Genomic DNA, 13654 nt, shown 5'->3' with positions numbered 1-13654 from the left:
GCCGCATCCGACTACTCTCGTCGAGTGCAACACCCCCGTACCACCAGCGCTTCGTCCTCCTCCCCCGGCCGTCTCGACCGCTTCTTCGGCATCACGGCGCGCGGCGCCACCGTGGGCGGCGAGATCCGCGGCGGCATCGTCACCTTCGTGGCGATGGCCTACATCGTCCTGCTCAACCCGATCATCCTGTCCGGCGGAACGGATGTGGCCGGCAACGCCCTCGGCTTCGCCCAAGTCGCCGCGACCACCGCGCTCACCGCCGGCGCCATGACCATCCTCTTCGGGTTGGTCGCCCGGCTGCCGTTCGCGTTCGCCGCGGGCCTCGGCATCAACTCGTTCCTGGCCGTCAGCGTGGTGGGCGAGGTCACCTGGCCCGAGGCGATGGGCCTGGTGCTCATCAACGGCCTCCTGATCGTGCTGCTGGCGGTCACAGGCCTGCGACGGCTCATCTTCGATGCCGTGCCGATGGCGCTGAAGACCGCCATCACGGTCGGCATCGGCCTGTTCATCGCCTTCATCGGGTTCGTCGACGGCGGATTCGTGCAGAGCACGGGCCTCGCGTCGCCTCCCGTCGGCCTCGGCGTCAACGGTTCGATCGCGACCGTCCCGACGCTCCTGTTCGTGCTCACGCTCGTGACCATCGCGATCCTTCTTGCCCGCAAGGTCAAGGGCGCGATCCTCATCGGTCTCGCGGGCGGCACGGTCGTCGCGGTCATCGTCGAGGCGATCTGGCACCTCGGCGCCCGCGCCGACGGCAACGCCGGCGGATGGGGGCTCAGCGTGCCCGAGATCCCGGCATCCATCTTCAGCCTGCCCGACCTCAGCCTCGTGGGCCAGGTCAGCTTCGGTGCCTTCGACCGCATCGGAGTGCTCGCGGCCGCGATGCTCGTGTTCACGCTGCTGTTCACGAACTTCTTCGACGCGATGGGAACGATGACGGGCCTCTCGCGCGAGGCGAACCTCGCCGATGAGCGAGGCAACTTCCCGCGCCTGCGCTCCGCGCTCGTGGTCGAGGGCCTCGGAGCCGTCGCGGGCGGACTGACCTCGTCGTCGTCCAACACGGTGTTCATCGAGTCCGGCACCGGCATCGGCGAGGGCGCCCGCACGGGCCTCGCGAACCTCGTGACCGGCGGACTCTTCCTGCTGGCCATGTTCGTGACGCCCTTGACCACCATCGTGCCGAGCGAGGTCGCCTCGGCCGCCCTGGTCGCCGTCGGCGCACTCATGATGAGCCAGATCCGCCACGTCGATCTCACCGACGTCTCGGTGCTGATCCCGGTGTTCCTGACGATCACCGTCATGCCGCTGACGTACTCGATCGCCAATGGCATCGGCGCGGGCTTCGTCAGCTGGGTCGTCATCCGCTCGCTGTCGGGCCACGCCCGCCGCATCAGCCCGCTGCTGTGGATCGTCGCCGCCGGCTTCGTCGTGTTCTTCGTGCGCGGACCGATCGAGGCGGCCCTCGGCGGCTGATCCCCCACCTCGACGCCGAGCGAGCATCCGTTCGTCGATTGAGCACTCAATGGGGTGCTCACTCGGCGAACGGATGCTCGTTCGCGTGTGTGCGGGCGCTCAGGCCTCGCGCGGCTCCAGCACGAAGATCGCGATCTGACGGTCGGTCTTGGTCTGGTAGACGGCGTAGTCGGGCCACACGGCCACCGCGCGTTCCCACCACAGCTCGCGTTCGTCGCCCTCGAGCTCGCGCGCGGTGTAGTCGCGCTTGACGGCGCCGTCCTGCAGCTCGACGTGCGGATGCTTGCGGATGTTGTTGCCCCAGGCGGGCTCGTCGGGCGCCCCGCCCTTGGATGCCACGACGAGGTAGTCCCCGTCGTGCTCGACGCGCATGAGCGCGGTCTTGCGCAGGCCGCCGCTCTTGGCGCCGACGGTGGTCAGCACGATGATCGGAACGCCGCGCAGCTCACCGCCCTCCGCGCCGTTGGTGGCTTCGTAGAGCTCGGCTTGCGACCGGGCCCACTCGGACGTGCTCGGCTTGTACTCCCCTGTCAGCGGCATGCGTCCAGGCTACTGCGGCGGGACACGACGAAGGGCGGATGCGGGGGCCTCGGCCGCCCGCATCCGCCCTTCGTGAGGGGGCCTTACAGGCCCTGGATGATCTCGCGCATGAGCGCGGCGGTCTCGGACGGCGTCTTGCCGACCTTCACACCCGCGGCCTCGAGCGCTTCCTTCTTGGCCTGCGCGGTGCCCGCGGAGCCCGAGACGATGGCGCCGGCGTGGCCCATCGTCTTGCCCTCGGGGGCGGTGAAGCCGGCGACGTAGCCGACGACGGGCTTCGTGACGTTCGCGCGGATGTAATCGGCCGCACGCTCTTCGGCGTCGCCGCCGATCTCGCCGATCATCACGATCGCCTTGGTCTCGGGGTCGGCCTCGAACGCCTCGAGCGCATCGATGTGCGTCGTGCCGATGATCGGGTCGCCGCCGATGCCGATGGCGGTCGAGAAGCCCAGGTCTCGCAGCTCGAACATCATCTGGTACGTCAGCGTGCCCGACTTGGAGACGAGGCCGATCGGGCCCTTGCCGGTGATGTTGGCGGGCGTGATGCCCACGAGCGACTCACCGGGGGTGATGATGCCGGGGCAGTTCGGACCGATGATGCGGGTCTTGTTGCCCTTCTCGATCGCGTAGGCCCATGCTTCGGCCGAGTCACCGACCGGCACGCCCTCGGTGATGACCACGAGCAGCGGGATCTCGCTGTCGATGGCCTCGATCATGGCGTCCTTCGTGAACGCCGGCGGAACGAAGGCGATGGAGACGTCGGCGCCCGTGGCCTCGATGGCCTCGGCGACGGTGGCGAAGACCGGCAGCTCGACCGGGTTGCCGTCCTTGTCGGTGTGCGAGACGGTCGTGCCGGCCTTGCGCGCGTTGACGCCGCCGACGACCTGGGTGCCCGCCTTCAGCATGAGGGCGGTGTGCTTGGTGCCCTCGCCGCCGGTGATGCCCTGGACGATGACCTTGGAGTCCTTGTTGAGGTAGATCGACATGTCTGTGTCCTTATCCGATGCGGGCGATCAGGCGGCGGCCAGCTCGGCGGCCTTGTCGGCGCCCTCGTCCATGCCTGCGGCGAGGGTCACGAGCGGGTTGTTCGCGGCCGCGAGAATCGCGCGACCCTCCTCGACCTGGTTGCCGTCGAGGCGCACGACGAGCGGCTTGGTCGCGGCGTCGCCGAGGATCTCGAGCGCCTTGACGATGCCCTCTGCCACGGCGACGCACGAGGTGATGCCGCCGAAGACGTTAACGAAGACGCTCTTGACCTGCGGGTCGCCCAGGATGACGTCCAGGCCAGCCGCCATGACGGTGGCGGAGGCGCCGCCGCCGATGTCGAGGAAGTTGGCGGGCTTCACGCCGCCGTGGTTCTCGCCCGCGTAGGCGACGACGTCGAGCGTCGACATGACCAGGCCCGCTCCGTTGCCGATGATGCCCACCTGGCCGTCGAGCTTGACGTAGTTGAGGCCCGCGGCCTTCGCCTTGGCCTCGAGCGGGTCGGCCGCATCCTTGTCCTCGAGCTCTTCGTGCTCGGGGTGGCGCACCTCGGTCGCGTTGTCGTCGAGGGTGACCTTGCCGTCGAGGGCGATGATGTCGCCGTTCCCGTCGAGGATGAGGGGGTTCACCTCGACGAGGGTCGCGCCCTCGCCGGTGTACACGGCGTAGAGCTTGACGAAGACGTCGGCGACCTTCTCGACGAGCTCCTCGGGGAAGTTCGCCGCGCGGGCGATCTCGACCGCCTTGGTCTTGTCGATGCCGGTGAGGGCGTTGACCTCGATGCGCGCGAGAGCCTCGGGCTTCTCGACCGCGAGCTGCTCGATCTCCATGCCGCCCTCGACGCTGGCGAGCGACAGGTAGGAGCGGTTCGAGCGGTCGAGCAGGACCGAGAAGTAGAACTCCTTCTCGATCGAGGCACCTGCGGCGACCATGACCCGCTTGACGACGTGGCCCTTGATGTCGAGGCCGAGGATCGCCTTGGCCGCCTCGTACGCCTCGTCGGGGGTCTTCGCGACCTTGACGCCGCCGGCCTTGCCGCGACCGCCCGTCTTGACCTGCGCCTTGACCACCACGACGCCGCCGAGCTTCTCGGCTGCCGCCTTCACCTCCTCGGGGGTGTCCGCGACGATACCGGCGAGCACCGGCACCTCGTACTTCTCGAAAAGGTCTCGTGCCTGGTACTCGTACAGATCCACTGGGCTTCCTTCGCTGGTCCGAGGGAGGGTGACGCAAAACGTCTCGACGTCGAGATATCGACCAGTCCCCCAGCCTACTCCCCGTGCGGGAGTGCTCCGTTCACGCCTGTGCAGACGAGGGCGGCCGCACGCGCCGCAGATCCGACAGCGCCGGACCCTCGATGCGGCGCCCGTCGGGCGCGAAGCGCGAGGCGTGCAACGGACAGTCCCACGTGCACTCGGCGTCGTTCCAGTTCAGCACGCCTCCCAGGTGCGGACAGACCGCGGAGACCGCTCGCACCTCGCCATCGACCCGCGAGACGCCGACGGGGCGCCCCGCATCCGAACCGACGACGCCCTTCCCCTCCGACGGGATGCGAGGCGGATGCCGGAGCGCCCCCGCCCACCCCTGCACCGCGTGAGCGCCGACCTTGGCGTTCTCCGCCGCACCCTTGGCGAGATCAGCGGGCACGGTGATGCGGGTGCCGAGCCGCCGCATCCAGTCGGCGCGCTCGCTCTCGGCGATGCCGTCGATCTCCGCGGCGATCCGCAGCGCGGCCGCGGGGCCGTTGGTGAGGCCCCACTTCGCGTATCCCGTCGCAAAGCGCACGCGTCCGCCCGTGCGCGGCATGACGCCCACGAACGGGATCAGGTTGTGGGAGGTGTAGTCCTGTGCCGACCAGCGGTGGGTCGGCACCGCGCCCGGCACGTGGCGCCTCGTCCACGCGATCAGCTCCGCCACCCGTGCGCGTTCGGACGCGGCACGCCCGACCGGGTGTCCGCCGCCACCGACGATCAGCCGCGTCTGCTCCCACCGTCCGTCGCGTTCGGACACGGTGCGCACCGACCTGCTCGGCGCGTCCGCGGCGAGGAACATGCCCTCGGGCAGCGCCACCTCGTCCGGCACGGCGAACGCGACGGCGTACGAGCGCATCGCGGAGACCTTCGCGAAGTACAGGCCGCGATCGAGCACGGCCGCCCCCGTGGCCAGCACGATGTGCTCGGCCGTCATGTCGCCGCGCGCGGTGTGCACCGTCGGCCGACTCGAGGTGGAGACCCCCGTCGCCCGCACGCCGGTGTGCAGCGTGCCGCCCGCGGCGAGGAAGGCGAGCGCGAGAGCGTACGCGGCCGCATCCGGATCCATGCCCAGCTGGCCGTCCAACGCGACGGCGGAGCGAGCGGGGAAGGGCAGATCGAGCTCGTCGGCCGTGGCCCACCGCACCGGCAGTCCGGCCTCGTGAGCGGCCTCGAACTCCTCGCGCACACGGGAGCGGCCGGCGTCGTGCTGTGCGTACGTGAACGCGGTGCGCGCCTCGTAGGGCAGGCCCGCACGATCGGCGAACGATCGCAGCCAGAGCTGCCCGTCGAGGTTCGCCTGCGCATAGGCGCGGACGAGCGAGGGCGAGTGGTGGGCGCGGAGCGTCGACAGCTGCGTCCCCTGCAGCAGCGACACCTTGCCCGTGTTCGCGCCCGTGGCGAGCCCCGCGACCTCGCGCGCCTCGAGCACCACGACCTCGTGCCCGGACTCGGCGAGCAGCAGCGCCGTGGCGAGCCCGGTGATACCCGCCCCCACCACGACGACCTCGTGCTCACCGGGGACGAAGGGCGTCGAGGGGACGGTGCGAGCGTGCTGCTTCCAGAGGGGATCCATGCGGCGCAGTCAACGCTCACCGCGGTCGGTGTCCTCGGGGCTTGACACGGCGACGGAGTCGACGGTCCGGTACGGGAGCGGGTCTAGGCTTGCTCCGCAGATGAGCGAGACAGCTTCCCCCTCAGCCGCGCGTGACGATGTCGTCGCCGCGGCCCTCGACCTGTTCGCACGGCAGGGTTTCGAGGCGACCTCGGTCGACCAGATCGCTCAGGCCGCCGGCATCTCGCGCTCCACGTTCTTCCGCCAGTTCGGCGGCAAGGACGACGTCGTCTTCGCCGATCACGAGCTGTTGCTCGACAAGCTCCGCACCTACCTCGCCCGACCGCACGAGAACCCGTGGGAGGCGGTCTGCGAGGCCTCGATGCAGGTCTACCGCCACTTCGCGGCAGACCCCGAGCTCGCTCGCCGGCGCTACACGGTCGTGCGCGACGTGCCGGCGCTGCGCGACCGCGAGATCGTCACCGTCTTCCGCTACGAGCGGCTCTTCGACGAGTACCTGCGCACGGCGCTTCCCGGCCTCGATCCGCTGGACGCGGTGAGCTTCGCGGCCCTCGTCACCGCCGTGCACAACCACGTGCTGCGCCGCCTCCTGCGCGGACCCAAGAAGGTCCCGGCCTCGGCGCTGCGCCAAGCCCTCGACGACTGCCTCGACAAGTTCGGGGTCGGCTCCCACGCATCCCAGGCGCCCGACGACGTCGTGGTCGCTGTCTTCCCGCGCCGCATGCCGGCCGCGGAGGTCGCCCGACGCCTGGGCGACAGCCTGCGCTGAGCACCCGCTCTCTCGGGCGCCGACCGGTGCGACGTCTGCACGATCCGCGGTGCAGGAGTCACGTGACGTGACGGATGCGGCGCCGGATCCCGCATCCGCCGTGCACGGGTCGCGGCACCCGCGCCGCGGCGCGTATGGCTCAGGGAGCGGGAAGCAGGGACAGCCCGTGGATCAGGTCGCCGCGCGAGGCGGCGGCGCACACGCGCACCCACCCCTCGCCCGAGGCGCCGAACGCGGAGCCGGGCGCGAGGGCCACGCGCTCGGTGCGCAGGAACTCCTCCGCCCACGCGCCGACATCGCCGCCGGTCGCGTGGCGCAGATCGATCCACAGGTAGAAGGCGCCGTCGGGCACCCGATAGGCGATGCCGCGCTCATCCAGCAGCGCTGTCGCCGCATCCAGGTTCTGCCGGTAATGGGCGCGGGCGAGCGCGATGTTGCTCTGGTCACCGGCCAGCGCGGCCACGCCCGCGCGCTGATCGGGCGCCGCCACGCACGCGATCATGGCCTCCTGCACCGTGCGCAGGGTCTCATCCATGCCGAGCGGCGTGATGAGAAAGCCCACCCGCACCCCCGTCATCGCGTACGACTTCGAGAGGGAGAACACGCCCAGCACCCTCGGCTCGTCGCTGAGCGCGTCGAGCGCTGTCAGGCTCACGTGCGGGTCGCCCCACGTCAGTTCCGCATACACCTCGTCGCTGATGATCCAGAGGTCGCGCCGGCGCGCGAGTTCGAGGATCCCCCGCGCGAGCTCGCCGTCGATGACCGTGCCGAGCGGGTTCGACGGCGAGTTCACGACGATCGCGCGCGTGCGCGGCGTGATGAGCGCCTCGATCCGATCCAGCTCCGGCAGGAAGTCCACCTCCGGACGCAGCGCGTACGGCACCGGTACCGCGCTCAGCATCCGCGGGCTCATCGAGAACGTCGTGTACCCGGGATCGGGCACGAGCACCTCGTCGCCGGGGCCCAGAACCAGGCCCATCGCCTGGTGCAGCGCCTGCGTGCCGCCCACGGTGACCCAGACCCGCTCCGGCGACAGAGCGACGCCGTGGTTCGCGGCGAAGCGGTCGGCGAACGCCTGGCGCAGCGCCGGGATGCCGGCGTTGGCCACATAGTCGGTCTCGTCCGCCTCCCAGGCACGCGTGGCCGCCTCGATGATGTGCGCCGCGACGGGCACATCGGGCTCGCCGACCGCGAGCATGGTGACGTCGTCGAGGGTGAGCGCGATCTCGAAGATACGACGGATGCCGCTGGGAGGAACGGATCGCAGGTGGTCGCTGAGGGCCGGCACCCGCTCAGGCTAACGCGTCACGGCAGCGCATCCGCACCGTGGAACTGAGTGCCAGAGTTGGCGGCACAGCGTCCCACGCGACTATCGTGTGCGCATGACTTCTCTGCCGGGCGACACCGCTGCCGCCTATGACGTGACCGCGCGGCTGGACACCGACTACTACGCCGTGTTCGCCGACATCCCCGCCGCCGACCGGGAGGTCTGGGACCGCGCGAAGGCCTATGTGGACGAGGTCGGCGATCGCATGGTCGCCGCCTGGGACGACAGCTCCTACCCGCTGGATCTCGTCACCCGTCTGGGCGAGCTCGATCTGTACAACGACGGCATCGACCACCCTCGGCTCACGCACTTCTCCCCGCTGGCCGCGGGTCTGGTCAACATGGAGGTGTCGCGGGGCGACGGCTCGCTCGGCACGGTGATTGCGGTGCAGGGCGGCCTCGCTCTGCGCACCCTCGCCCTGTTCGGCTCCGCCGCGCAGCAGGAGCGGTGGCTCGAGCCGCTCGCCCGCGGCGAGGTGCTCGGCTCCTTCGCGCTCACCGAGCCCGACCACGGATCGGACTCGGTCTCGCTCGAGACCGTCGCCCGCCGCGACGGCGACGAATGGGTCCTGCGCGGCGCGAAGAAGTGGATCGGCAACGGCGCGTCCGGCGGCATCACGTTCGTGTGGGCACGCGTGGACGACGCCACCGCCGAGGAGCACGGCGCGGTGCGCTGCTTCCTGGTCCCGCAGGAGACTCCCGGCTACACCGGCACGGTGATCACCGGCAAGGCGTCACTGCGCGGCATCCACCAGGCGCAGATCGCGCTGGACGACGTGCGCCTGCCGGCGGATGCGGTGCTGCCCGGCACCCGCAGCTTCAAGGATGCGTCGACGGTGCTGTACTCCACCCGCTCCGGCGTGGCGTGGTCGGCGCTCGGGCACGCCATGGCGTGCTACGAGACCGCGCTCTCGTACGCGCAGCAGCGGGTGCAGTTCGGCAAGCCCCTCGTGAAGTTCCAGATGGTGCAGGAGCGGCTCACGCAGATGCTCGACGAGCTGACGGCGATGCAGCTCTACTGCCGTCGCATGGCGGACCTCGAGACCTCGGGAGCGCTGCGGCCGACGCAGGCCTCCCTCGCGAAGTACCACAACACCCGCGCCGCACGTCGCATCGCCCAGACCGCGCGCGATCTCATGGGCGGCAACGGCATCCTGTTGGAGAACCGGGTGATCCAGCACATGGCCGACATCGAGGCCATCCACACCTACGAGGGCACCGAGAGCGTGCAGGCCCTGCTCATCGGGCGCGACATCACGGGCACCGGCGCCTTCGTCTGAGTGCACTGTCGCCTCGGCATCCGCGCGTCAAGACGCAGGCGCCGGTCGGATGCGGCCGATACGGTCGTCGCATGGGACTGTTCCGCCGCGCACCGCAGGAGGTGACGCTCACCTCCCGCGAGGTGGAGCTCACCGCACACCGGGCTCCCTGGAGCCTCTGGGGCGATGCGCTCGGACGCCTCGCGATCCGCGGGCTGCAGATCATCGTGATCGTCGCCATCCTGGCCGGAGCCATCTGGGGCATCCGTCAAGTCACGGTCGTCGTCATCCCCCTCATCCTCGCCCTCATCTTCGCCTCCGCCTTCGCGCCGGTCATGACGTGGATGCGGCGCCGGGGCGTGCCGTCGATCCTGGCCACCCTCCTCACCCTGCTCACCGTCGTCGTGCTGCTCACCGGGCTCGGGTGGATCATCGTGTGGGCGATCCGCGATCAGTGGGACGACCTGTCGTCACAGGCGCAGGGCGGCTTCCAGCAGCTGCTCGACTGGGTGCGCACGCTGCCGTTCGCCCCGACCTCGGCGCAGATCGACGACTGGATGGGGCAGCTCGGCGACTTCGTGACGAGCGCGCAGTTCGGCAGCGGGGCTCTCGCGGGCGTCAGCGCCGTCGCGAACTTCGTCACGGGCCTCGTTCTCATGGTCGTGATCCTCTTCTTCTTCCTCAAGGACGGCCCGCGGATGTGGGAGTTCCTGCTGCGCCCGTTCCACGGCGCGTCCTACGTGCGCGCACGCCGCATCGGCGACAAGTCGGTGCAGGTGCTCGGCTCCTACGTGCGGGGAACGGCGGCGGTGGCGTTCGTCGACGCGGTCGGGATCCTCATCGGGCTGCTCATCCTGCAGGTCCCGCTGGCGATCCCGCTGGCGGTGCTGGTGTTCCTGCTCGCCTTCATCCCGATCGTCGGCGCCGTGACGGCGGGCGCGCTGGCGGCTCTGGTCGCACTCGTGGCCAACGGGCCGGTCATCGCCCTGATCGTCGTGGGAGTCGTCGTCGCCGTCAACCAGCTCGAGGGCAACTTCCTGCAGCCGGTGCTCATGGGCAGGTCGATGAAGCTGCACTCGTTCGTCGTGCTGGTGGTGCTGGCCGGCGGCACCGCGATCGGCGGCATCCTCGGCACCCTGCTGGCCGTGCCGCTGACCGCCGTCGTCTGGGGCATCATCCAGGTCTGGGACGGCCCCGACACCCCGGCGAAGTGGGCGAGGCCCAAGAAGCGCGAGCAGCGGGTCGCCGCGGGCGACGCGGGCGCCTGAGGAGCACATCGTGCGGTACGAGATCCCCGCTCCCATGCTCGCCAAAGCGGTGAAAGACGTTCCGGATGCGGCGGGCTGGAGCTTCGAGCCCAAGTGGGACGGCTTCCGGGTGCTCGCGGCGTGGGACGGGGAGAGCGTGGAACTGGGATCACGCGGCGCGAAGCCGCTCACCCGGTACTTCCCCGAACTGGTCGAGGCGCTGCCGCGGGTGCTGCCGGAGCCGTGCCTCATCGACGGCGAGATCGTCATCCCGACGGGGCCTCGCGGCGCGCAGCGGCTGGACTGGGAGGCGCTGAGCCAGCGCATCCACCCCGCCGCCTCCCGCGTCACGAGACTCGCCGACGAGACGCCCGCCCTGCTCATCGCCTTCGACCTGCTGGCCCGCGGCGACCGCGATCTCCGCGACGCTTCGTTCGCCGAGCGCCGCGCCGAGCTCGAGGCGCTGCTGGCGGGCATCGCGCCGCCGGTCCACCTCACACGCACGAGCGACGATCCCGCCACAGCACGGCGCTGGCTGGCGGAGTTCGAGGGCGCGGGCCTCGACGGCGTCATCGCCAAGCGTCTCGACGACGTCTACCAGCCGAACAAGCGCGCGATGCTGAAGATCAAGCACGCCCGGACCGCCGATGTCGTGGCCCTCGGGTACCGCGTCCACAAGAGCGGCGAGGGGGTCGGATCGCTCCTTGTCGGCCTCTTCGACGACGACGGCGCGCTGCGCAATGTGGGCGGTGTGTCGGCGTTCACGGATGCGCGGCGCCGGGAGCTCGTCGACGAGCTGGCGCCGCTGGTCGAGCGCGACGAGTCGGGCCAGGCGGTCAGGGGCGAGACCGAGCGGTCGCGATTCGCCGCATCCAAGGACGTCTCCTTCGTGCGGCTGCGCCCGGAGCGTGTGCTCGAGGTGCGCTACGACCAGCTCGAGGGGATGCGGTTCCGTCACACGGTGCAGTTCGAGCGCTGGCGTCCCGACCGCGAAGCGTCATCCTGCACCTTCTCGCAGCTCGAGCAGGTCTCGGCCTACGACCTCGGTGACGTGCTGGACTGACGCATCACTCTTCCGAACGCGCACGGCTGGGCTGCACGCGCGGCGGTTCTCCCGGCATCTTCGGGAACTCGGGCGGGAAGGGCAGCTCCCCGAGGCCCTCGTCGAGGTCGCGCTGCCACCACTCGAGCAGGGTGTCGATGCGTCCGGGGTGACGGGCGATGTGCTCCCACGGGTCGCCGATCTCCGCGAGGCGGCGTGGCACGGTGCGCACCGTGAAGGCGTGGGGATCGACGGTGGGCAGTTCCTCCCACGTGATGGGGGTGGCCACCGTGGCATCGGGCAGTGCCCGCGGGCTGTAGGCGCCCGCCATCGTACGATCACGGTTGGTTTGGTTGAAGTCCACGAAGATGCGTTGTCCGCGCTCCTCCTTCCACCAGTTCATCGTCACCCGCTCCGGCTCGCGCCGGGCGAGCTCCCGGCCCGCGGCGATCGCCGCATGGCGCACGTCGAGGAACTCATGCGTCGGCTCGATCGGGCAGAAGAGGTGGATGCCGCGGTTGCCGCTCGTCTTGATCCAGGAGTCGAGGCCCGCCTCCGCGAGCACGTCGCGCATGAGCGGCGCGACGGCGGCCGCATCCGAGAAATCCGTGCCCGGTTGGGGGTCGAGGTCGATACGCAGCTCGACGGGGCGATCGGGGTCGGCGGCGAGCGAGGCCCACGGATGGAAGACGACCGTGTTCATCTGCACGGCCCAGACCAGCGCCGCGGGCTCGGTGAGCACGACCTGCGGATGACTGCGCCCGCTGTTGTAGGTGACAGTCACCGCATCCACGTAGTCCGGGGTGCCCTTGGGCGGGTTCTTCGAGAAGAACGACTCGCCGTCGATGCCGTCACGGAACCGCTCGAGAGACACCGGCCGGTTGCCGTTCGCACGCAGGAACGGCTCAGCGACGGCCAGGATGTAGTCGACGAGCTCGCGCTTCGTGATGCCCGCCGCCGGCCACACTTCGCGCGACGGGCTCGAGACGGATATCTCCCGATCGCCGTCGGGCCCCGGGACGATCACGGTGGTGCGTTCGCTCGCCATGACCCGACCCTAGGGGCGACAGCTCGCGCCCCGCATCCCCTTGCGCGCGGGAACCTCGTCCCTCGAGGCGGGCGTCAGGCGCCGAGGGCGAGCACCGGCGCGAGCTGCGCGCGGCTGAGGCGGATCCAGGGTCCTGCGGGATTCACGATGACGCCGGAGATGCCGTCGTCCGAGCGCAGCGCCCGGGCGAGCTGTTCGGGAGTGACCTTCGCGGGCTGGTCTCCGCGGCCCAGAGCGACGAGCTCCAGCGGGTGGGAGAAGAGCTCGAGGATGCGCTCGCCCTCGGTCGTGCGGAGCTCGGCGATGCCGATGCGGTCGCCTTCGCCCCGGCGGGCGGCGACCCAGACGGGCGCGTAGGTCAGCGCGTCGGCGATGTCGCCGGCCGTCTCGTCGGTGCGGTCGGCGGCGAGCAGCGTCTTCACCGCCAGGTGCGGGTCGAGGTCGGCGAGGGCCTTCTCGATCAGAGGCTTCGGCAGGATGGCGGAGCCGGGGCGCGAGGCGTGGTCGACGGCGATGCCGCCGAAGTCGCCCGCGACGATCTGACGCAGGAGGCTGATCACGGGCTGTGCCAGCGCGGAGGTGGACGCGTCGCCGTCGGCACGCACCGCATCCTGCAGCGCCCTGCCGCTGGAGTACACGAGCATGTACTTCTGCTCCTGGTACGTGATGACCGAGGTCGGCAGATTGTCGCCCTTGGCGAGGAGTTCGCGGGCGTCGCCCTGCACGCGGATGTAGACGTGGCCCTGCAGCAGCTGGCGCGCGACGTTCATGAGTTCGACCGGCTGCGCCTTCTCGGGGAGCGCCGCGAGGGCGTCGCGCAACAGGACGTTGTCGCGCAGCCCCGGCACGGTCTCCAGGTCTTTCGACGCCTCTGCGGCGGGAGAGGCGAGGTGCGGCGGCCTGGCGGCAGCCATGGCCGAGACGCCATCCGGCAGGGCCGGGGCGGCGTCCGGCGTGCGGTTCTCACCGAAGGTGCTGACCGAGATCGGCACGTGGGGGACGTTCTCGGTCGGTGCCTCCGGCGTCGCCTCGGCGGCAGCGGACGCGGCCGCATCCCGTTCGGGTTCTTCGGAGGGCTTGGGTCGGCGCGAGAAGAGTGCCATCGGGCCAGCCTAACCGCGCGACGCGGGGCGCGCCGGG

Annotated in this window: 12 protein-coding genes; 5 read left to right on the top strand and 7 right to left on the bottom strand. The window is 70.6% G+C overall.

The genetic code is table 11. The annotated features are described in order from the left end of the window. Positions 1-24 precede the first annotated feature (24 nt). Positions 25-1473 carry an NCS2 family permease gene (locus tag KYX17_RS10250; protein ID WP_243226886.1) on the top strand — a complete coding sequence of 483 codons (1449 nt, stop codon included), beginning with the start codon at positions 25-27 and terminating at the stop codon, positions 1471-1473. Positions 1474-1572: 99 nt separating this feature from the next. Here KYX17_RS10250 and KYX17_RS10245 read toward each other — a convergent pair whose 3' ends face one another. The 4 genes from KYX17_RS10245 to KYX17_RS10230 all read right to left on the bottom strand — a co-directional run bounded on the left by KYX17_RS10245 (position 1573) and on the right by KYX17_RS10230 (position 5823). After that, complete coding sequence (locus tag KYX17_RS10245) at positions 1573-2013, bottom strand: nitroreductase family deazaflavin-dependent oxidoreductase (RefSeq protein ID WP_243226885.1); 441 nt, start codon at positions 2011-2013, stop codon at positions 1573-1575. 83 nt (positions 2014-2096) lie between these two features. Then, a complete protein-coding gene (gene sucD, locus KYX17_RS10240) occupies positions 2097-2999 on the bottom strand; it encodes a succinate--CoA ligase subunit alpha (RefSeq protein ID WP_243226884.1) in 903 nt (300 codons plus the stop codon). Positions 3000-3026: 27 nt separating this feature from the next. Continuing rightward, positions 3027-4193 (bottom strand): ADP-forming succinate--CoA ligase subunit beta, encoded by a 1167-nt coding sequence (gene sucC / locus KYX17_RS10235; protein WP_243226883.1) that lies wholly within the window; start codon positions 4191-4193, stop codon positions 3027-3029. Positions 4194-4293: 100 nt separating this feature from the next. Beyond that, the gene (locus tag KYX17_RS10230) at positions 4294-5823 is read right to left on the bottom strand and encodes an FAD-dependent oxidoreductase (protein WP_243226882.1); all 1530 of its coding nucleotides are present in this window, start codon (positions 5821-5823) and stop codon (positions 4294-4296) included. Between the two features lie 100 nt (positions 5824-5923). Here KYX17_RS10230 and KYX17_RS10225 point away from each other — a divergent pair, with 100 nt between their 5' ends. After that, complete coding sequence (locus KYX17_RS10225; protein WP_243226881.1) at positions 5924-6592, top strand: TetR/AcrR family transcriptional regulator; 669 nt, start codon at positions 5924-5926, stop codon at positions 6590-6592. Between the two features lie 139 nt (positions 6593-6731). On the opposite strand, the gene KYX17_RS10220 is transcribed toward KYX17_RS10225, so the two are convergent. Then, positions 6732-7880, bottom strand: a complete 1149-nt coding sequence (locus tag KYX17_RS10220) for a pyridoxal phosphate-dependent aminotransferase (protein WP_243226880.1) — start codon at positions 7878-7880, stop codon at positions 6732-6734. A 94-nt stretch (positions 7881-7974) separates the two neighbouring features. Here KYX17_RS10220 and KYX17_RS10215 point away from each other — a divergent pair, with 94 nt between their 5' ends. The 3 genes from KYX17_RS10215 to KYX17_RS10205 all read left to right on the top strand — a co-directional run bounded on the left by KYX17_RS10215 (position 7975) and on the right by KYX17_RS10205 (position 11487). Then, entirely contained in the window at positions 7975-9198 is a 1224-nt protein-coding gene (locus KYX17_RS10215; RefSeq protein ID WP_243226879.1) for an acyl-CoA dehydrogenase family protein, read from the top strand. Positions 9199-9269: 71 nt separating this feature from the next. Then, positions 9270-10445 carry an AI-2E family transporter gene (locus tag KYX17_RS10210; RefSeq protein ID WP_243226878.1) on the top strand — a complete coding sequence of 392 codons (1176 nt, stop codon included), beginning with the start codon at positions 9270-9272 and terminating at the stop codon, positions 10443-10445. Between the two features lie 34 nt (positions 10446-10479). Then, positions 10480-11487 (top strand): ATP-dependent DNA ligase, encoded by a 1008-nt coding sequence (locus KYX17_RS10205; RefSeq protein WP_249223528.1) that lies wholly within the window; start codon positions 10480-10482, stop codon positions 11485-11487. A gap of 4 nt (positions 11488-11491) precedes the next feature. Here the strand turns inward: KYX17_RS10205 and ligD are convergent, their stop codons facing one another. After that, entirely contained in the window at positions 11492-12514 is a 1023-nt protein-coding gene (gene ligD / locus KYX17_RS10200; RefSeq protein WP_243226876.1) for a non-homologous end-joining DNA ligase, read from the bottom strand. Between the two features lie 74 nt (positions 12515-12588). Continuing rightward, a complete protein-coding gene (locus KYX17_RS10195; protein ID WP_243226875.1) occupies positions 12589-13617 on the bottom strand; it encodes an SseB family protein in 1029 nt (342 codons plus the stop codon). Between the last annotated feature and the right edge of the window lie 37 nt (positions 13618-13654).

It is taken from the genome of Microbacterium sp. CIAB417 (genome assembly GCF_022788845.1).
Note: the sequence above shows the minus strand (reverse complement) of the source record. Positions and strands in the feature narration are given on the sequence as shown.

Bases quoted from the DNA above. Each gene is read 5' to 3' on its own strand.
- KYX17_RS10245 (WP_243226885.1), bottom strand. From the start codon at position 2,013: ATGCCGCTGACAGGGGAGTACAAGCCGAGCACGTCCGAGTGGGCCCGG.
- sucD (WP_243226884.1), bottom strand. From the start codon at position 2,999: ATGTCGATCTACCTCAACAAGGACTCCAAGGTCATCGTCCAGGGCATC.
- KYX17_RS10230 (WP_243226882.1), bottom strand. From the start codon at position 5,823: ATGGATCCCCTCTGGAAGCAGCACGCTCGCACCGTCCCCTCGACGCCC.
- KYX17_RS10225 (WP_243226881.1), top strand. From the start codon at position 5,924: ATGAGCGAGACAGCTTCCCCCTCAGCCGCGCGTGACGATGTCGTCGCC.
- KYX17_RS10215 (WP_243226879.1), top strand. From the start codon at position 7,975: ATGACTTCTCTGCCGGGCGACACCGCTGCCGCCTATGACGTGACCGCG.
- KYX17_RS10210 (WP_243226878.1), top strand. From the start codon at position 9,270: ATGGGACTGTTCCGCCGCGCACCGCAGGAGGTGACGCTCACCTCCCGC.
- KYX17_RS10205 (WP_249223528.1), top strand. From the start codon at position 10,480: ATGCTCGCCAAAGCGGTGAAAGACGTTCCGGATGCGGCGGGCTGGAGC.
- ligD (WP_243226876.1), bottom strand. From the start codon at position 12,514: ATGGCGAGCGAACGCACCACCGTGATCGTCCCGGGGCCCGACGGCGAT.
- KYX17_RS10195 (WP_243226875.1), bottom strand. From the start codon at position 13,617: ATGGCACTCTTCTCGCGCCGACCCAAGCCCTCCGAAGAACCCGAACGG.